Source organism: Pseudomonas sp. S3_C06 (assembly GCF_054667675.1).
Map to the genome: position 1 here is coordinate 365,342 of NZ_CP162747.1, position 19,503 is coordinate 384,844.

The 19,503-nt window shown below is 60.6% G+C and carries 18 protein-coding genes; 12 read left to right on the forward strand and 6 right to left on the reverse strand.

Features of this window, described 5'->3' with window-relative positions:
* Positions 1–3: 3 nt before the first annotated feature.
* Both AB4N44_RS01460 and AB4N44_RS01465 read right to left on the reverse strand, forming a co-directional pair.
* Positions 4–663: a DUF3313 domain-containing protein gene (locus AB4N44_RS01460; RefSeq protein WP_460110588.1), complete on the reverse strand. Its 660-nt coding sequence runs from the start codon at positions 661–663 to the stop codon at positions 4–6.
* The gene (locus AB4N44_RS01465; RefSeq protein ID WP_127927446.1) at positions 663–974 is read right to left on the reverse strand and encodes a hypothetical protein; all 312 of its coding nucleotides are present in this window, start codon (positions 972–974) and stop codon (positions 663–665) included. The genes AB4N44_RS01460 and AB4N44_RS01465 overlap by 1 nt, the downstream gene beginning before the upstream one ends.
* A gap of 147 nt (positions 975–1,121) precedes the next feature.
* Between AB4N44_RS01465 and AB4N44_RS01470 the strand changes: the two genes are divergently transcribed.
* Both AB4N44_RS01470 and AB4N44_RS01475 read left to right on the forward strand, forming a co-directional pair.
* Positions 1,122–1,844, forward strand: coding sequence for a response regulator (locus AB4N44_RS01470; protein WP_127927448.1), 723 nt, complete (start codon positions 1,122–1,124; stop codon positions 1,842–1,844).
* Complete coding sequence (locus AB4N44_RS01475) at positions 1,841–3,169, forward strand: ATP-binding protein (protein ID WP_316918318.1); 1,329 nt, start codon at positions 1,841–1,843, stop codon at positions 3,167–3,169. The genes AB4N44_RS01470 and AB4N44_RS01475 overlap by 4 nt, the downstream gene beginning before the upstream one ends.
* 113 nt (positions 3,170–3,282) lie before the next feature.
* Here the strand turns inward: AB4N44_RS01475 and AB4N44_RS01480 are convergent, their stop codons facing one another.
* Positions 3,283–4,386, reverse strand: a complete 1,104-nt coding sequence (locus AB4N44_RS01480; RefSeq protein ID WP_460110585.1) for a GlxA family transcriptional regulator — start codon at positions 4,384–4,386, stop codon at positions 3,283–3,285.
* Positions 4,387–4,433: 47 nt separating this feature from the next.
* On the opposite strand from AB4N44_RS01480, the gene AB4N44_RS01485 reads away from it, so the two are divergent.
* The 5 genes from AB4N44_RS01485 to AB4N44_RS01505 all read left to right on the forward strand — a co-directional run bounded on the left by AB4N44_RS01485 (position 4,434) and on the right by AB4N44_RS01505 (position 9,903).
* On the forward strand, positions 4,434–5,417 hold the full coding sequence (locus tag AB4N44_RS01485; protein WP_455805499.1) for an ABC transporter substrate-binding protein: 984 nt from the start codon (positions 4,434–4,436) through the stop codon (positions 5,415–5,417).
* 60 nt (positions 5,418–5,477) lie between these two features.
* Positions 5,478–6,596, forward strand: a complete 1,119-nt coding sequence (locus AB4N44_RS01490; protein ID WP_460110583.1) for an aryl-sulfate sulfotransferase — start codon at positions 5,478–5,480, stop codon at positions 6,594–6,596.
* 78 nt (positions 6,597–6,674) lie between these two features.
* Positions 6,675–7,964 (forward strand): NAD(P)/FAD-dependent oxidoreductase, encoded by a 1,290-nt coding sequence (locus AB4N44_RS01495; RefSeq protein ID WP_460110581.1) that lies wholly within the window; start codon positions 6,675–6,677, stop codon positions 7,962–7,964.
* A 13-nt stretch (positions 7,965–7,977) separates the two neighbouring features.
* Positions 7,978–8,535, forward strand: a complete 558-nt coding sequence (locus tag AB4N44_RS01500) for a helix-turn-helix domain-containing protein (protein ID WP_316918322.1) — start codon at positions 7,978–7,980, stop codon at positions 8,533–8,535.
* Positions 8,536–8,556: 21 nt separating this feature from the next.
* A complete protein-coding gene (locus AB4N44_RS01505; RefSeq protein ID WP_460110579.1) occupies positions 8,557–9,903 on the forward strand; it encodes a glutamine synthetase family protein in 1,347 nt (448 codons plus the stop codon).
* Positions 9,904–9,914: 11 nt separating this feature from the next.
* Here the strand turns inward: AB4N44_RS01505 and AB4N44_RS01510 are convergent, their stop codons facing one another.
* From AB4N44_RS01510 to AB4N44_RS01520, 3 genes are all read right to left on the reverse strand, one after another.
* Complete coding sequence (locus AB4N44_RS01510) at positions 9,915–10,832, reverse strand: AraC family transcriptional regulator (protein WP_127930395.1); 918 nt, start codon at positions 10,830–10,832, stop codon at positions 9,915–9,917.
* 81 nt (positions 10,833–10,913) lie between these two features.
* Positions 10,914–11,171, reverse strand: a complete 258-nt coding sequence (locus tag AB4N44_RS01515) for an Atu4866 domain-containing protein (RefSeq protein ID WP_160039925.1) — start codon at positions 11,169–11,171, stop codon at positions 10,914–10,916.
* A 175-nt stretch (positions 11,172–11,346) separates the two neighbouring features.
* The gene (locus tag AB4N44_RS01520) at positions 11,347–12,111 is read right to left on the reverse strand and encodes an SDR family NAD(P)-dependent oxidoreductase (RefSeq protein ID WP_127927465.1); all 765 of its coding nucleotides are present in this window, start codon (positions 12,109–12,111) and stop codon (positions 11,347–11,349) included.
* A 218-nt stretch (positions 12,112–12,329) separates the two neighbouring features.
* Here AB4N44_RS01520 and AB4N44_RS01525 point away from each other — a divergent pair, with 218 nt between their 5' ends.
* The 5 genes from AB4N44_RS01525 to AB4N44_RS01545 all read left to right on the forward strand — a co-directional run bounded on the left by AB4N44_RS01525 (position 12,330) and on the right by AB4N44_RS01545 (position 19,462).
* Positions 12,330–13,268 carry a helix-turn-helix domain-containing protein gene (locus tag AB4N44_RS01525; protein WP_460110577.1) on the forward strand — a complete coding sequence of 313 codons (939 nt, stop codon included), beginning with the start codon at positions 12,330–12,332 and terminating at the stop codon, positions 13,266–13,268.
* Positions 13,269–13,448: 180 nt separating this feature from the next.
* Entirely contained in the window at positions 13,449–14,183 is a 735-nt protein-coding gene (locus AB4N44_RS01530; protein ID WP_127927469.1) for an SDR family oxidoreductase, read from the forward strand.
* Positions 14,184–14,539: 356 nt separating this feature from the next.
* Positions 14,540–16,114, forward strand: coding sequence for a phospholipase D family protein (locus AB4N44_RS01535; RefSeq protein WP_316918325.1), 1,575 nt, complete (start codon positions 14,540–14,542; stop codon positions 16,112–16,114).
* Positions 16,115–16,214: 100 nt separating this feature from the next.
* On the forward strand, positions 16,215–16,592 hold the full coding sequence (locus AB4N44_RS01540) for a YfeK family protein (RefSeq protein WP_127927473.1): 378 nt from the start codon (positions 16,215–16,217) through the stop codon (positions 16,590–16,592).
* A 164-nt stretch (positions 16,593–16,756) separates the two neighbouring features.
* Positions 16,757–19,462: an AAA domain-containing protein gene (locus AB4N44_RS01545; protein WP_460110574.1), complete on the forward strand. Its 2,706-nt coding sequence runs from the start codon at positions 16,757–16,759 to the stop codon at positions 19,460–19,462.
* The last annotated feature ends 41 nt before the right edge of the window (positions 19,463–19,503 follow it).

Below are 19,503 nucleotides of genomic sequence, written 5' to 3' on the forward strand. Positions count from 1 at the left end.
TGTTTACCGGCGGATGGCCGTATACGATTGCCGCAGGTCACTGGCCCAGCCATCCAGCACCACCTTGACGTCATCGGCAGTCAGTACCTGCTTGTCGTTCTCCAGTGGCACGCCGGTGCCTTTGCGCACCACTTCGGCAATCACTTCGCCGGTCGAACCGTCCTCGAACGACACCTCTGTGGCGACTTCGCTGTCCTGGTCACGGATGCCGGTCGCCGTGCTAACGCCCGCAGCGACAAGGGTGACCGGCAGCCACTCATAAAAGCGCAACCCCTGAGTGCTGGTCGCCACTTGGGTGATGGCGGGGCGCACCACCAGGGTGTTCGGCCCGGGTTGATTGACCAGATGCATCACCTTGCCCAGTTCCAGCCGTAACGCGGCGTCGTAGTAGTCGGTGACCCCGGACAAGGTGCTCAGCGGAATGCGCGGCGTCGGTTCGGCACTCGGGTAGAACTGACTCGGCGCCAGATAAACCTGCGTGTATCGACCCCGGGCGAGGGCCGGGCTGACCCACGCCAACACAGGCTGCCCGGACGGCGACTGGCGCTCGGCCAACACGCTGTAGTCACGCAGAAACCCGGCGTGTTCCGGCGTTTTGCTGCTGCACGCCGCCAGGCTCAGCGTGGCGACAACAGACAGCGACATTGAACGAATGCGCGACATCAAACGGCTTCCTTGTTTTGCGTCATGTTGTCCGAGCATTCGATGTGCAATCGACCGTGGGCCATGATCCAGTTCATGAGATCAGCGGTGTTGACGCTGTGCACGTATTCCACCCAGTGCGCATTGGTCGGGCTGAAATGCTCGAAGTACCGGCGCAGCACTACCGTGCTCTGATCAGTGGAAACGCCCAGGCACGATTCCTGAAACACCACCGGTGTATCCGGGCCGAGCGCGGCGGTGCGCTGGCTGAGAATCAACGGCCGATTGCCATTGTGCGGCGTGATGCCTGGTTTGCTGTTCAATACCTTCATGCCAATCCCCCTGCTTGAAATAGCTGCAGAATGCCCGCGAGGTTTTGCCGGAGAATGTCCGCTTGATGTCTGGCGCGTAGAAATGTTGCTCGATTGAAATAAATGACCCGGGCGGCGAAATGGCTTTAGATTGGCTTTTTTTGGTGCATGGATCCTGTGACTGTGAGCAGACTGCTGTTCGTCGACGACGACGTGGAAATCCTCGCGCTGCTGAAGAAGTTCTTCGTGCAGCACGCCTATGAGGTCGACGTGGCGTCCCACGGCGAAGCCATGTGGGCGGCAATCGCGCTGAACCGTCCGGACACGATCATTCTTGATCTGATGATGCCCGGCGAAAGTGGCCTGAGCCTGTGTCAGAAGGTGCGCGCGCAGTTGGGCATTCCGATCATCATGCTCACAGCCATGGCCGAGTTGAGTGATCGCATTGTCGGCCTGGAACTGGGCGCGGACGATTACCTGACCAAACCTTTTGCCCCGCAGGAACTGCTCGCACGGGTGCGTGCCTTGCAGCGTCGCGCCGGCGAACAGCGCCAAACAGTTGAGCCTTCACGCCCGGTGATCGGCTTCGCCGGTTGGCATCTGGACATCACCTGCCGCGAACTGCGCTCCCCGGAAAACGTGATGATTCCGCTGTCCGGCGGCGAGTTCGATTTGCTGGTGGTGTTCCTCGATCATCCGCAGCGCATCCTCACCCGCGAGCAGTTGATCGACCTGACTCACGGCCATGGTCATGACGCCTTCGACCGCAGCATCGATGTGCAAGTCAGCCGCTTGCGCCGCAAGATCGAACCGGACAGCAAGCGCCCGGACTTGATCCGTACCGTGCGCAACGGCGGTTATCTGTTCACCGCCAAGGTCAGCCGCTCGTGATCCGCCAACTGTGGCGTGGCGATACCCTGAGCCGGCGCATTGCCCTGACCATCATTGCCGCGATGGTTGCTTCGCTGGCGTTGAATGCGCTGTTCGTGCAAGTCGCCGGGATCTGGGCGCGGCCACCGATTGAACGCACCGGCCTGCTGGAACAGATTGCCGCGACCTCGCGGGTGATCGAAGCGGCCCCGGCCAGCCTGCGCCCGCAACTGGCCGCGGCGGCGAGCAGCGCCATGCTGCACGTGTCGTGGCAAGCGCAGCGCGCGGACTTCGACCTGCCCAATGACGGGCTTCGCCTGCCAGCCAGCAGGGTGCCGGTGCTGCAGCAACTGCTGGGCATTGATCGAAAAATCGAGGTGTTCAGCCCAGGCGACTGGCCCAACGGCAGTCCCCAGGCGCATTACGCCGCCGTCGTGCAATTGGTCGATGGCAGCTGGTTGTCATTTATCCCGCCGGAGCGCAGTTGGGGCCTGGAGTTTGGCGTGCGTATCGCGATCGTCATCGCCTTGGGACTGATTGCCACGCTGCTGGTTGCCTGGGTCGCCACCCGCCAACTGGCCAACCCCTTGCAGCGGTTCGCCCGTGCCGCGAGACGATTCGGCACCGATCTACGGGCACCGCCGATCAAGCTCGAAGGCCCTGACGAAATCCGTCAGGCGATCATTGCCTTCAACACCATGCAGGCGCAGATCCAGCACTTCATCGCCGAGCGCACGCACATGCTCGCATCGATCTCCCACGATTTACGTGCGCCGCTGACACGCATGCGCTTGCGCAGTGAGTTCATGGAAGACCTCGATCATCAGGGCAAACTGATTCGCGACGTTGAAGAGATGCAGTCGATGATCAACGCCGCGTTGGCGTTCTTCCGCGAAGACACCCACCGCGAGCAGACCACCGCGTTCGATCTGTCGGAGCTGCTGCAAACCATCGTCGACGATTACCGCGATCAGCAGATCAATGTCGATTTCGATGGGCCGGCGCATCTGGTGTACGAAGGTCGACCGCTGGGGATCAAACGGGTGATCGTCAATCTGCTGGAGAATGCGCTTAAGTACGCGCAGCATCCGGGCATTGCGTTGAAATATGACGAGTATTCGATCTGCATTGAGGTCAGCGATGACGGCCCCGGTATTCCCGAGGCGGCGCTGGAGCAGGTCTTCGATCCGTTCTTTCGCCTGGAGGCTTCGCGCAATCGTGACACTGGCGGTGTGGGCCTCGGGCTGTCGGCAGCACGGGCGATTGTGCGCGAGCAGGGCGGCGAGTTGACGCTGAGCAACCGCCACGCTGGAGGGTTGTTGGCGCGCGTCGAACTGCCACTCTAGGGCGGACAGCTTGTACGCATTTCTCTGGAACACTTTGAAGCATTCGAGCGGCGTGGGCGGCTATCTGGAACATTGCCGGCGCTATGCGCTACAGCATTGATCCGCGGAGCGAGTTATTGGGCCAGCCCCGCCAGCGCAATGCCCAACGGCGGCGCCGCTCCCGTCGCAGCGACTTTCATTTCAGTTCGGTAGCTGTGGGGGCTGATGCCCAAATGCTTCTGGAAGGCCCGGCGCATACGCTCCTCGCGGCCAAAACCGGCTGTTTCGGCGATGCGCTTGATCGGCTCGCGGGTGGTCTTGAGTAATCGAGTCGCCGTCTCCAGACGCAGGTTCTCCACCGCTTGCGCCGGGGTTTCTCCGGTGGCAGCGACATAGGCGCGGGCAAAATGGCGCGGGCTCATGCCGAATTGTTCGGCCAGACGCTCGACGCGCAAGTCTCCGTCCAGGTTCGCCGCGATCCAGGCGTGCAGCCGCGCCAGACGTGCGTCCGGGTCGGTGCGTAACGCTTTGGATTGAGCATTGAGCGAGGCACTGAGCTGTGGCTGTTCGGCATCACGCCACATAAACACCGTGAAGTACCGCGCCAGTGCCAGCGCCGCGTGGGCACCGAGGTCTTGTTCAACCAGACCAAGGGCCAGATCGATACCGGCAGTGGCGCCGCCGCAGGTCCAGAGGTTGCCATCGTGCAGATACAGCGCATCGGTCTGGCAGCGTACTGCCGGGTAGCGCGCCTGCAGTTCGGCAGCGAATTTCCAGTGCGTCACCACTTCGCGGCCATCGAGCAGGCCCGCTGCGGCCAAGGCAAACGAACCCGTACCGATCGAACACAGCCGACGGATGTCAACCGAGCGGCGGCGTAGCCAAGCGCACGCTGCTTCGTCAGCTTCAAGCGCGGCCATGCCCGGTCCTCCGGCGACGATCAGCGTGTCGATCACCGGGGCCATGGCATCGATCTGTTCCAGCGAACAGGTGGTCACGCTGATGCCGGAAATGGACATCACCTGACCGCCGCGCGGCGATGCCACCAGCAAGCGGTACGGCGGACTTGCGCTGTAGGGCGTAGCCAACACGCGCGGTATGGCTGCAAAGACCTCAAGCGGGCCGGCCGCATTGAGCAACAGCAAGTCATCGAACGCCAACACCACGACGGTGCGCACAGGCAGCGGCGCGGCGTCCGTCATGGCAGCAAAGGAGGGGTGTTTGGCATGGAGCGACACGGCGGGCCTCGACATACTGAAATCAATGCACAAATGAGCGCACGACAATGCCGGTAAAACTTCCTGCTGCCAAGCGTCTGCTGGCACACCCTGTAAAAGCGCTGCTGTGCGGCGTCGCGTTGCTGCTCAGCCAGCCGCTGTCGGCCACTGCCGAGCCGTTGAAACTGGGCGATCAAAGCGGTTTGACCCAGGCATTGCTCCACGCCGCCGGTGAAGATCAACACCTTGCCTATGCGCTGTCCTGGCATCCGTTTCTGGCCGGCACCACGATGCTCGAAGCCTTGAGCGCCGGGGCGATCGATGCCGGTGTCGTAGGCAACGCACCGCCGGTGTTCGCTCAGGCAGGTGGCTTCGACATCCGCATCATCGGCGTCGCGAGCGGTGCACAAAACAACAATGCGCTGCTGGTTCCCGCAGGCTCCAGCGTTCAGCAGGTCGCCGATCTGAAGGGGCAACGCATCGCTGTGGCCAAGGGCAGCAGCGGGCATTATTTGTTGTTGGCCGCGCTACATAAAGCAGGCCTCACGCCTCGGGATGTGAACATCGCCTACGTCAGTCCGGTGGACGCACAGAATGCGTTTGCCAGCGGCAAGCTCGATGCCTGGGCGGTGTGGTATCCCTTCGTCGGCCAGGCGACATCGCGCGGAGCACGGGTTCTGGTCGATGGCAGCGACTGGCCGGAAACCGGGCTGAACTTCACCGTCGCCAGCCTGCAGGCATTGAGTGATCCGCAGCGGGCAGGGCAACTGGGCGATCTGCTCGCGAGGCTGGCCCGCGCCCAAGCCTGGGCCATTGAGCACCCTCAGGAATGGGCTGAGGTGTTCGCACAAACCACCCGGCTTCCCGTTGCGCTGGTGCAGGAAATGCTCGCGCATCAGGATCTTCACTACGTGCCGATCGAGTCGTCAGTCATCACTTCGCAGCAGCGTCTGGCCGATCTGTTTGCCGCTGAGCGTCTGATTCCGCGACCGCTTCAGGTCGGGCAGATCTTCGACGATCGCTTCAACCCTTTACTGCCAAACCACCCATAACCCTTCAGTTCACCTTGCCGCGTTGCTCGCGGCGAGGGCTCACTCGCCCGGAGAAAAGCCATGCCCAACCTCGAAACCACCACACTCAAGCGCCGCAAAACCGGCCTGATCGCTGTCGATCATGCCCGCAGCGCTGGCGGCTACACGCTGTTCGCGCCACAAACGGCGGATGGCAATGTGTTCCTCATCGACCTTGATGGCGAGGTCTTTCATCGCTGGAAACTGCCTCAGCGCCCCGGCCGCGACGCGGTGATCCTGCGCAACGGCAACCTCGGCTACAACGGCAACCATCCTGATTCACCGGATCTTTTTCCGGGCTGGTCGGTGTGGCATGGCGGCGCGTTCAGCGAAGTGACGCCGGAAGGCGAAGTGGTCTGGGAACACACCGATCTGCTTCACCACCATGACGCGCAATGGCTGGACAACGGCCATCTGCTTTACACCACGGCCGAGCCATTGAGCGCCGATTTGGCCCGGCGCGTGGTGGGCGGCATTCCCGGCAGCGAGGCGCCGGGCGGGGTGATTTATGCCGACGTGGTCAAGGAGGTCGATCGTCAGGGCAATGTGGTTTGGGAATGGCGCAGTTGGGAGCACTTGCGCCCTGAGGATTACCCGCTGCACTCAGCGTTCGAACGTCACCATTGGCCGATGACCAACGCGGTCACCCCCGGCTGTGACGGCAAGGTGATCCTCAGCCTGCGCAGTGTTTCATCAGTGATCGCCGTGCAGCGCGGCAGTGGTGAAGTGCTGTGGCGACTGGGCCACGATCTGGTCGCGCAGCAGCATTGCCCGAGTGAACTGGAAAACGGCAACGTGCTGGTGTTCGACAACGGCATCTTCCGCCCGCACGTGAGCATGCCGCACTCGCGCATTCTCGAAATCAACCCGTCGACGCAACGCATCGAATGGCAATACGCCGATACCCCGGGGTATGCCTTTTTCACCCCGTTCATGGGCGGCGCGCAGCGTTTGCACAACGGCAATACGCTGATCACCGAGGCCAACTTCGGCCGTTTGTTCGAAGTCACTCCGACTGGTGAAGTGGTCGGGGAGTACGTCAATCCGCACTTCGCCACGTATCCCGATGCGGCCTCGCGACGCTATTTGCCGGGCGAAAACAACGCGATATTCCGTGCCCACCGTTATCAGCACGCAGACCTGCCGTGGCTGCGTGACTGAGCACCTTGGCTTGCCGGCGTGAAATATATTCTGTAGATTTTCATGAAATTATAAAAAGATAATTTCATGAGGTCGCGAATGTTCCTGCAATCCAGCCAGCACGTCGACAGCTATTACGCCCACAGTTGCGCCGATATTCTGCGTGATCGGCCGGCGCTGGAGGGTGAACATGACACCGACGTGGTGATCATCGGCGCCGGTTTCAGTGGTCTGCACACGGCGCTGCGTCTGGCCTTGGCGGGCAAACGCGTGGTGGTGCTGGAAGCCAGTCGGGTGGCGTGGGCCGCGTCGGGGCGTAATGGCGGGCAGGCGATTCTCGGCTGGTCTTGCGATATGCCGCCGCTGGAAGCTGCGCTGGGCCATGAACGGGCCAAACGGCTTTGGAATGGCATGCGCTGGGCTGCCGACGAATTGCGCGAATTGCCCGGGCGGCATGGCTTCGATTGCGACTATCGGCCCGGGCATTTGTGGACCTCGGTGATGCCGCGCCGGGTCAGCCTGCTAAGCGAATGGCAACACGAGGCCAGCCTCAAATGGGGCCACGATTCCTTGCAGTTCATCCCTCGTGAACAACTGCCGGAATGGGTGGCCACCGACCGCTATCAGGCCGGGTTGTACGACCCTGAGGGCGCGCACCTCAATCCTCTGAAACTGGCCTTGGGCCTGGCGCCCGCCATCGAGCGCGCCGGCGGGCGTATCCACGAGCAAAGCAAAGCGTTGAGTTATCAGGAGCAGGGCGGTGGCTTCCGGGTCAACACCGAGCGCGGTTCAGTGCGCGCCGATGTGCTGGTGCTGGCGTGCAACGCTTATCTCGATGAACTCGACCCGCCACTGTCCCGCTGCATTCTGCCAGTGGGCACTTACCAGGTCGCCACTGTACCGCTGACGCTTGAGCAGGCCACGGCGCTGTTGCCGCGCAATGTCTGCGTGACCGACAACCAGTTCGTCCTCGATTACTTCCGGCGCACGCCGGATAACCGTTTGTTGTTCGGCGGCGGCTGCACGTATCTCGGCGGCATGCCCAAAGACATTGCGGCAGCGACCCGGCCGTTTCTCGAGCGGGTGTTCCCGCAGCTCAAAGGCGTCGGCATCGAGTTTGCCTGGGGCGGGCATATCGATCTGACGATCAACCGCACGCCGGACGTTGGCGGCGCGGGCAATCGTTATTGGCTACAAGGCTATTCGGGCCACGGCGTTCTGCCGACATTGGCGGCCGCGCGCGCGGTGTCCGACGCGATTCTCGGCGAGGCGGATGAATTGGCGTTGTATCAGGGTTTGAGCAATGGCCGATTCCCCGGTGGCAAGCACTTCGCGGCACCGCTGGAGGCCATCGGCAAGGCCTGGTATCGACTGCGCGACAGTATTTGATGAGATTTTGACGATGAACAAGCAAGAAGAAATCGCCGCACTGGCGATCCTTATCCACGACCTGCGCAAGCACAAGAAATGGACCCTGAAAGAACTGGCCGACAAGATCGGCCGTTCGGTGGGTTTTCTCTCGCAGGTCGAGCGCGGCTTGTCACGGCCGACCGTGGCGGACCTGACCGCGATCAGTGAAACCTTCGGCGTGCCGACCACCTATTTCTACAGCCTGCCCAAGCCTAAAGAGCTGCCGTGGGTGACACGCCCGGATGAGCGCCGCACGCTGTATTACGCCAACGGCATCACCGACATTCTGGTGTCGCCGCAAATGCGCGCCTCGTTCTCGATGCTCGAAAGTCATCTCGAAGCCGGCGCCAGCAGCGGCGACCGTCATCTGACCGACAGCTCGGAGCAGGGCGGTTACGTCCTCGAAGGCGAGCTGACGTTGTGGCTGGGCGACGATGAAGAACCCGTCACGCTGAAGGCCGGCGACAGCTTCCAGTTCGACAGCCATACCCGCTGCCGCTACGGCAACCTCTCCGAGCAGCTGACTCGCGTGCTCTGGGTCTACACCTGATCACAACAAAGGATGAACACGATGGACGCCGTCTGCGCTGACCTGCTCGCCGAAGTGCGTGCCTTTCGCCAACGCTACCCCGAGGTGCGTTATGTCGACCTGATTTGCCTGGACATTCCGGGGCACTTCTATGGCAAGCGTTATCCAATCGACATGCTCGAAAAAGTCGCGGCAGGCAGTGTGCTGAAACTGCCGCAGAACTGCGTATTGCTGGGCGTGCAGGGTGGTTTGTTCCCGATCGGCGATTACTGCTTCAACGACGGCGATCCGGATGCCGTGCGCCGCTTGGTGCCGGGCACACTGAAACCGGTGACCTGGGAAGCGCAGCCGCTGGGGCAGATGCTGATCACGTCGGACGGCACCGAAAAACCGATCGAATTCGAACCCCGTGAAGTCCTCGCGCAAGTGCTCAAGCGCTTGGCGCGCAAAGGCATTCACCCGGTGGTGGCGTTCGAGCTGGAGTTCTACCTGTTCGACAAAAAGCTGCGCGATGGCTTGCCGCAATTCCCCCGCGACGACCTGACTGACGACGCCGATGATCAACCGAACCTGCACATCGAACGCCTCTCACGCTTTGCGCCGGTGCTGGATGACATGGTCGAAGCGACGCGGGCACAGGGCATCGACGCCACCGTGATCACCGCAGAACTCGGCCCCGGTCAGTTTGAAATCAACTTCGGCCATCTCGACGACGGTTTGCGTGCGGCGGACTGGGCGGCGTTGTTCTGCCGCAGCACGCGCGGTGTGGCGCTTAAACACGGCTATCGCGCCAGCTTCATGGCCAAGCCGTACTTGCAGCATCCGGGCAGCGGCATGCATGTGCATGTCAGCCTCTACGATTCGGCGGGCAATAATCTGCTGGCCGCGAATGAGCAGCAGCCGTTACGCCATGCGGTCGCCGGGTGCCTGGAACTGCTGCCGCACAGCATGCCGATCTTCGCGCCGAACCAGAACTCGATGCGTCGTTTGGGCGGCACGGTGAATACGGCGACCAAGGCCAGTTGGGGTTTTGAAGACCGCGATGCGTGCTTGCGCATTCCCGAGTCGGACGTGAAAAACCTACGGGTCGAATATCGCTTGGCGGGGGCGGATGCCAATCCGTATCTGGTACTGGCGGCGATTTTGGTGGGGTTGGAGCATGGGTTGGAGTTGGGCAAAGAACCGATCGCACCGCTGAATGAAGACCGCAGCAGCGGGATCGATTTTCCCAAGGATATGTTCGAGGCAGTGCGCGCGATGCAGCACCAGCCGCAATTGCGTGAGGGGCTGGGCGCGGAGTTTGTCGATGTGTATTGCGAGAATAAACGCCAGGATCATTTGGTGTTTATGCAGGAGATCAGTGCGCGGGAGTATCGCTGGTATTTGTGAAGGGCGCCGGCTCACGCAGGGCGCCGAATCCGGCTGGCGTCTCTGGAGGGCGGACACCCGAACTGGCGACTGTACTCGCGGCTGAATTGAGATGGGCTTTCGTAGCCCACTCGATAACAGGCACTCGCCACATCCAGGCCTTCACCCAGCATCAGGCGGCGGGCTTCCTGCAGGCGAAGTTGCTTTTGATATTGCAGCGGACTCATCGCGGTGACGGCCTTGAAGCGATGATGCAATGTCGAGCTGCCCAGATTGGCGACCCTGGCAAGTTCTTCGATGCGTAAGGGTTGGTTGTAGTGTTTGTTCAGCCAATCAATGGCCCGCGTCACCCGTCGAGTCTGCGAATCACCGAGGGCAAGTTCGTACAGCCGACGTCCGTGCACGCCTCGCAGGAGGCGGTAGTACAACTCTCGTAGCGCGAGCGGCGCCAGCATGCCGATGTCTTTCGGTGTTTCCAGCAGCCGTACCAGCCGCAGCATTGTTTCGAGCAGGGGCACATCGACTTTCTCGAGAAAAAGACCCAGTTCAGGTTCGTCGGGGACGCCCGTTGCCGGCGCATCGGCGATGACCTGGGCAATATCCGTGGCCTCGAAATCAAAACGGATGCACAGGTAGGGCGCCTCCGGGCTGGCCAGCAGCACGCGCCCGGCAACCGGGAGCGTCACCGAGACCACCAGGTAACTCAGCGGGTCGTACAGGTATTGGTCGTCGCCCAGGCCGATTTCCTTTTGTCCTTGCACAATCAGGCAAAGTGCCGGTTTGTGCACGGTATGGATAAGCTCCGAAGGCGTGTCAAAACGGATGACATGCAGGGGCGCAATGGCGGTCTCATAGATCCCGGGCGTGGTAAAGCGTTGCGTCAGCAGGCGAACCAGTTCGTCGCGGTAGATGGCCGTGTTTTGCAGGATGAAAGCATCGCTCTGTTCCATTTCAAGGCTCTCACAAGTGTTCATGAGCGTCTGCGCGCAATTGTCCAGGCAGACGATATTCATCCGACATAATCAAAGTGCTCATTGCCGATAGAGGATCATGCCGGCGTGATACAGCACGTCGTCATGAAAATGCCCGTCGGCGGTGAAGCCGGTGTCGTCCCAGTACTGGATGTAGTCACCGACCATTTCGTAGCGGCCTTGATAAGCGCTCTTATTTTTACCACGGGCCTCGTCGTAACGCCCAGAGGCCAGAAGTTCGTGACGGATGAATCCATCCGCGGTGACCCACATGCCTGCGTAACGATGCTCAGGCGCGGCTTGTTTGGCGTTTTTCATTGTTCAGTCCTCATTGACGTTGTTCACCTGAGCGGCCTGCCGTGGCCTGTGTCTGCATCCGTTGCATGCTTTCATATTACGTAGCCAAGCGCAGAGGTATTACGACGAAACTGCCGCAGATTTGCCTGATCCTCTCGGGCTTGCCGAGCATGCAGCGGCTTTTTCCTGCAGTGGCTCACCCGGCTGTGACAGTCATACCGCCGTCGGCCATGACCACTGAACCGACCATGAAGCTGGCACGATCCGAGGCGATGAACGCGACCACTTCGGCGATTTCTTCCGGTTGTGCGGCGCGGCCGATCGGTGCGGCTTCGCCATGCTGGGCAAGAAAAGCAGGGCCATCGTCGACCACATGGTTGAGGATGTTGGTCACCACATCCCCGACGCCAACCGCGTTAACGCGGATGCCGTGGCCAATGACCTCAAGCGCCAGGGTGCGCGTCAGTTGCGCCAGTGCGCCTTTGGAGGCGGTGTAGGCGGCAATGGTGGGAAAGGCGAAGTAGGAGGCGTAGGACGCGATGTTGACGATCGAGCCGGATTTATTGGGCATCATCGCTTTGACCGCTTCACGGCTATGCAGGAAGGCCGCCGTGGCATTGACCGCCTGAATGCGTTCCCAGTCCTCGCGAGTCATGTCGATGACCAGCTTGTTGATGATGATGCCGGCGTTATTGACCAGGATGTCCAGCCGGCCAAATTGCTCGACGGCCAACGCGACCGCACGCTCGGCGGCACCGTCCTTAGCGATGTCGGCCACCAGTGGTACCAGACCAGGGCGGGCCAGCGCTTCCACGTCGGGGTTTATATCTTCAGCAATGACCTTGGCGCCGCGGGCATGCAGCAGCAGTGCGATGGCCTTGCCGATGCCACTGGCCGCGCCAGTCACCAGGGCGACTTTACCTGCCACTTCGTTCGGGGTGCTGTGCTTGATGTCGGTCATGATGTTCTCCAGCATTGTGATCAAGTAGGGGATAAGCCGTGTCTTTCAACGGCGACGGGCCTACTGTCTCGCAGCGCGGCGAAGCCGGCTTTCGTGAGATTGCCTACGCTGTCGGGGTTTTGCGCCGAATATCAGTGAGGACGGTTCGCCGCTCGGTTCAGCCAGCGAAAAAAGCCCGATATCATCGATCCGGCCTCCCTTATTAAAAGGACCTGTTCATGGCAACTACCGTGCGAACGTCCCAGGCACCGAAATCCAGCCAGGACTTGCGCATCACTGGGGAATCGATGCGTGAATATCTGCCAGGCGATGCGCAGACGTTTACACCGCGTCTGGAAATCAAGGACGTTGTGATTCAGTTGTTCACCCATCGCAGCGTCATTGAGCCCATTCTCGTGCCGGCAGTGGTAGAACCGCTGCTCGTTTTGGTTCTGGCGGGGGCGGCGAGGGTGGAGGAGCGCCTGCCGGGTGGGGCATGGGAGGCGGCAGAAGTCAGTGCCGGCGATTTTTTTCTCACCAGTTCTGATGAGCCTTATGAAATGCGCTGGCAGACGTACGGAGGCGATACCTTCGAAGTCATGCATCTTTATTTGGGGTTGCCGCTGATTGAGCAAGCGTCACGGGAGTTGTTGGGGGAGCATGCCGGGGCTGTTCGATTTCGCGATGTTTCCGGCGCACGGGATGGGCGCGTCGCGTATGTCATGGAGCAGCTGCGCACCGAACTGGTCGGGGAGCGCTTGCCCAGTGCTCTGTTCGTCCGGTCTCTGGCTCAGGCGCTGGCCGTACATCTTGTGCGCAGCTATCGCGCCGAGACCCGACCCGGACGTCGAGTCAACGCCTTGCAAGCCTACAAGCTGCGCAAAGTCACTGATGCCATGAGTGCGGATCTGGCCGCTGAGTTCAGCCTGGCAAAGTTGGCCAGACTGGCCGAACTGAGCGAGTACCACTTCAGCCGCCTGTTCAAGCGTGCGACGGGACTGTCGCCTTCGCAGTACTTCATTCGCTTGCGCATGGTGCGTGCACGGCACTTGTTGCTGGAGACCCGGCTTAGTGTCATCGAGATCGGGCTGGAGGTCGGCTACTCCAGCCCCAGTCACTTCTCCCAGGTATTTCGTCGCGAGGCGGGCGTAACGCCCAGCGATTTCCGTGGCGCTTGAGTGCCGGTCCGCCACAAAATTTGCGGGAGATGAACACAGACACGAATAGGCAAAAGTTGCGCAGGTTTTGGCACGCGCCGCGCAGGCCAGTGCCCTTAATCTTTCGACGTACCCCGCAGCAACGCCCGCATCTTCAGCGGTCGCTGCTGAACTTCAATGCAGAGAGCAGGAGCTACGGATATGTCGAACATTCAAAACAAAGTCGTCCTGATTACCGGTGCAAGCAGTGGTATTGGCGAAGCGGCGGCCAGATTGATCGCCGCCAAAGGTGCCCATGTGGTACTCGGCGCCCGCCGTACCGAACGTCTGGACAAACTGGTCGGCGAGATCCAGGCCGAAGGAGGCTCGGCCAGTGCCCGCGCACTGGACGTGACGGATCTGCAATCCATGCACGCCTTCGTGACATTCGCCAAGGCGCAACATGGCAAGGTCGATGTGATCATCAACAATGCAGGCGTGATGCCCCTGTCGCCTTTGACTTCGTTGAAGGTCGATGAGTGGAACCAGATGCTCGATGTCAACGTTCGCGGCGTGCTGCACGGTATCGCCGCCGTTTTGCCGGACATGGAGGCACAAGGTTTCGGCCAGGTCATCAATATCTCGTCGATTGGCGGTCTCGCGGTTTCTCCGACCGCCGCGGTGTACTGCGCGACCAAATTTGCGGTCAGGGCGATCTCGGATGGCTTGCGCCAGGAAACGGACAAGATCCGCGTCACGGTGGTGTGCCCGGGGGTCGTCGAGTCCGAACTGGCCGATACCATCTCTGATGAGGTGGCACGCGAGGAAATGAAAGCCTTTCGGCGTGTCGCGCTCAACGCCGACGCCATCGCGCGAGCGCTCGCCTATGCCATCGACCAGCCCGACGATGTCGATGTGAGTGAAATTGTGGTTCGTCCGACCGCCAGCCCTCACTGATAAATCCTGACAGCAATGTGCGCTGCGGTTCGGCCGCGGTCGTTGATCAGCGGCCGCTTCCGGACCCGTTGCGGTTGGCGTGATGGGTCGCCAAATCGTAGCGGATACGAAAATGAGTTGCGGTGTCATTTTCATCAGCTTTGCCAGTTGTGTTTTTTCTGGCCGCTGGCTATTGATACGCGCTTTTCCACCTTGGGCAATTCCCGCAATTGACAGCGGATGAACTACGCTCCTGAAACAACCCCGCAGATCGAAGAAACAGTGCGCAAGGTCGAGTCGACCAGAGTGATGGAGGGAACCAACAGGCCGTTCTTCGGGATCCGGCATCCCTGATCGTCACCGTCGGAGTACGCTCCGTGAAAACCCGACAGCCACTGTTTATCTTTCTGTTGCTTGTCTTGCTCTTTGCCGGTTGTGCGACCGTCAATGTTTCTCATGAACCCAGTCAGGCCCTGCCAGCGCGCGATTCGGCATTCGGTCGTTCTGTCCTGGCTCAGGCCGCTCCCCATCAGGGTAAATCGGGCTTTCGCTTGTTGTCCGAGAGTGCCGAGGCGTTCTCGGCCCGCGCCGAGTTGATTCGCAATGCGCAAAGCAGCCTCGACTTGCAGTACTACATCGTCCACGACGGCATCAGCACGCGAATACTGGTGAGCGAACTGCTGGCCGCTGCCGACCGCGGCGTGCGCGTGAGGATTTTGCTGGATGACACCACCAGTGATGACCTTGACCGGATTATCGCCACACTGGCTGCGCATCCGCAGATTCAAGTCCGCGTCTTCAACCCGTTGCACCTGGGCCGCAGTACCGTCGTAACGCGGACGATGGGCCGGCTGTTCAATCTGTCGCAGCAGCACCGGCGCATGCACAACAAACTGTGGGTGGTGGACAACTGCGTCGCCATCGTCGGTGGACGCAATCTGGGCGATGAGTATTTTGACGCGCAGCCCGACAAGAATTTCAGAGACATCGACATGCTCAGTGTCGGTCCGGTTGCGGAGCAGTTGGGGCATAGTTTTGATGAGTACTGGAACAGTGCACTGAGCAAGCCGATCGAGCAGTTTCTCTCGATCCACCCGACGACCCGCGACCTGAAAAACAGCCGCACCCGGCTGGAGGAGTCCCTGGAGGAAACGCGCAAGCAGAATCATGCGCTGTACCAGCAATTGATGACCTACACCACGCATCCACGCCTGCAGGTCTGGCGGCAGGAGCTGATCTGGGCTTGGAACAAAGCGCTGTGGGACGCGCCGAGCAAGGTCTTGTCGAAGGGCGAGCCCGCCCCGTATTTGCTGTTGGCCACCCAGTTGGCACCCGAGCTGAACGGGGTCACCCAAGAACTGATCATGGTCTCGGCCTACATGGTGCCGGGCGAACCGGGGGTGGTGTACTTGACCGGCCGTGCCGACGCCGGCGTGTCGATCAGCTTGCTGACCAACTCCCTGGAGGCCACCGATGTGCCCGCCGCGCACGGTGCGTACGCCCCGTATCGGCAAACCTTGCTGGAGCATGGTGTGCACTTGTTCGAGTTGCGGCGTCAGGCCGGTGACAATGGTGGCAGCGGCAGCGGAACGCGTCTTTTTCATAGCGGATCCTCCAACAGTTCAGACTCCAGCCTGCACAGCAAGGCGATGATTTTCGACCAGCAGAAAGCGTTTATCGGCTCGTTCAATTTCGACTCGCGCTCACTCTTGTGGAACACCGAAGTCGGGGTGCTGGTCGATAATCCGCAACTCGCCGGACGGGTGCGTGAACTGGCACTGGAAGGTATGGCGCCGGCGCTCAGTTACCACACTGTGCTGGAAAGGAATCAGATGGTCTGGGTCACCGAGGATGAGGGCAAACAGCATACGTTGACCAAGGAGCCGGGGAGTTGGTGGCGGCACTTCAATGCGTGGCTCAGCAGCGCCATCGGGCTGGAAAGGATGTTATAGCGCGTGGGTCATCGACGAACGATGGTGCGGGGCGCCGTGGTCTCTGTTGGTGCTCACTTCGATACTTTCATTGTCGCGCAGAGGATAGGGGGTGAGGGATATGGTGCGGCTTTTCAGCCTGTTGCTAGTGGTTGCGGGCAGCGGCCTTACCGCCATCGTTCCGGATGCGCAGGGCCAAACCGACCCGCAAGCCACCCAAGAGATAAAGGCCTTGCTGGACTTTGTCGAACACAGCCCGTGTCAGTTCGTGCGTAACGGAATCGAATACCCGGGACCCCGCGCGCGGGTGCATCTACAGCAGAAGCTGGATTATCTGGAAGGCAAAAACAGGGTGCACAGCGCGGAAGACTTCATCGATCTTGCTGCCACTGAAAGCAGCCTGAGTGGCCGAGCGTATGCGGTGCGATGTAAAGAAAAAGTAGAGCCAGCAAGCGCCTGGTTAAAGAGGGAACTGCAGAGGCAGCGGCAACTGCATTGATCTTGTCTGCCGTCCAATAACAGCCAGAGTGAAGGATTGCGGCATGACTTAACGCATGAACCGGCTATCGACCCTGCACACAATGATGGCAATATGGCCACTTCAGGAGAAATAGCATCCGGCGCGACGTGAAGCCGGATGTCATGCGTTCAGGGATGAGGAATATGGCTTCAATTCAGGTAGATGGTGAGGACAAGACCGCACAGATCAGCGACTGGGCGATTCGCTGGAGCGACAGGGACGCATTTCTGCAACTGACCTGTCACTATCCCTCCAGGAAAAAATACACCCGCCCGCTCAGTCATTGTCTGGTTTCGCCCACCCGCGAGTTGAGCAATGTCTTGCTGCACAAGCGCGGCGGCACCAAGCCCATCGTCAGCGCTACGATTTACGGCGAGCGCTATGCCGTCGTGCACTACCCGGGCGGCAAAAAACCTTATGTTCACAAAATGGACGGCATCGGCTTTACCGCTCCGACAGCGATGCGGGACACGCCGGTCTTCCGCTATCTCACTGCCGTGGCGCAAGCCCGACAGAGTCACGGTAAGTCGCAGGATGATCGTGAAATTGCCGACAATGTGGTGCGTCAGCTCGAAAAACTGCCCGCCATCGCTGGCACTGCCTTGCAAGCCTACTGTACGGGACGCAACGGCACGCTGGCGCCGGGGCAGGGGCTGATCTATCCGTTCGGGCTGAACGAGAGTCAGCTTAAGGCCGTCGAGCGGGCATTCAGCGCGCAAGTCAGCGTGATCGAAGGGCCGCCAGGAACCGGCAAGACCCAGACGATCCTAAACATCCTCGCCAACATTCTGTTACGCGGACAGACAGTCGCAGTGTTGTCCAACAACAATGCTGCCGTGGAGAACGTCTACGAAAAGCTGGAGAAATACGGCCTGGGCCACCTGGTCGCCAAGCTTGGCAACCAGAGCAAACGCCAGGCCTTCTTCGACGACCTGCCTGCGTGGACGCCAAGTGCGCCCGAGGCGGCACCATCCCTCGATGAGGTCCAGAACCTGCTGGCACGCTTGAAGCAGCACCTGCAAGACCACAACAGGGCGGCGCAACTGCAAATCGAGCTGGACGAGCTGGTCATCGAGCGGCGCTACCTGCAGCAGTGGCAGGCAGAAAGCGCTGTACAGGCCACCGGTACGCTCGACAAGTACGGCCTGACACCGCGCAAGACTGCGGACCTCATGGCCTACCTGGCTTACCTCGGCGAACAGCGCATCCATCTCAAAGACCGTATCGAGCTACTGTTCAAATTCAGGATCTTTCGCACCAGGCCATTCGCCGACGCCGAGGCGCGCATGGCCGTTTTCCATGCCCTGCAAATGCATTACTACGACAAGTCGCTCCGGGACAAGGAAGCGCAGCTGCAGGCGTGCCGTGATTCGTTGGCGCGCGCGAATTTCACGGCGCTGCTCAAAGAACTGACAACCGCATCGATGCAGCATCTCAAGCACCACCTGCAACTTCAGGTCCCGCCGTCGGACAGTTTTGATGTCAAAACCTACTGCGAGCGTTTCGATACCTTTATGCAGCGCTTCCCTATCCTGGGCAGCGGCACGCACTCCATCGTCAATTCGATCGCGCCGGGAGCGGTCCTCGATTACGTGATCATCGATGAAGCCTCTTTGCAGGACATCGTACCGGGCATCCTGCCGCTGGGCTGCGCAAAGAACCTGATCGTCGTGGGCGACAACCGCCAGTTGCCGCATATCCCCGTGACGCTGGGGCTGCAAGCGCCCGCCGAGGCCTACGATTGCGAGCGCTACAGCTTGCTCGATTCGTGCATTGCGGTGTTCCAGGACGCGCTGCCCAGAACCCTGCTGAAAGAGCATTACCGCTGCCACCCCAGGATCATCCAGTTCTGCAACCAGCAGTTTTACGACAACGCACTGGTGCCGATGACCGAGGACAACGGCGAAGCGCCCCTGCGTCTGGTGGTGACGGCCAAGGGCAACCACGCCCGGAAGAACACCAACCTTCGGGAACTGGACTCCCTGCTGAAGGTGCTAGAAGAGGAGGGGCAACCCGTCGGAATGGACGGTGAAGGCCGCGGTTACATTGCCCCGTACAGGGCACAAGTTAATCTGTCCGGCACGCACTTGCCGGCGGATTTCGTCAAGGACACCGTGCACAAGTTTCAGGGGCGCGAGTGCGACGAGATCGTGTTTTCCACCGTGCTCGACAAGAAGCGCTACAACCAGGGGCGAACACGCCTGGATTTCGTCGACGACCCGCGCATGATCAACGTGGCCGTTTCGCGGGCCAAACATCGCTTCACCCTGGTAACCGGCGATGAGGTGTTCACGGGCAACAATGGCCACATTGCTGCGCTGATCCGCTACATCAGCTATTACGCGCAAGACGAGCAGATCGTGCGGGCGCCGGTGGTCTCGGCATTCGACTTGCTGTACCGCGAGTACGACCAGTCTCTGGCACGCCTGGACGCTCGCTTGCGGCCTGAGGATTCACGCTACAAGTCCGAGCAGATCGTGGCCCGGTTGCTGCGCGAGGCACTGTCGGCCCCGGCGTGCCAGGCATTGAAATACCACACACAGATTCAGCTGGATCAGCTTGCATCACCGGCTGGCCTCGACTGGACGCAGCCCCAACAGGCGTTCATGCGGCGCGCCAGTTGTGATTTCGTGATCTATTTCAAAGTGGGCAAGCAACCGATAGGAGTGATCGAAGTCGATGGCGGGTACCACGACCACCCCGTACAGGCCGCTCGGGACGCCATGAAAAATGAGATTCTGGCTAAGAGCGGCATTCCCATTCTGCGGCTGCGGACCGTTGAGAGTGGCATTGAGCGCAGAATTGGCGACTTTATCGGGCAGTGGGCCCGTCCCGCGAATGGCGCATAAACACTTGGGTCAGCTCGTCAGACACTGATGGCCTGGCCCGA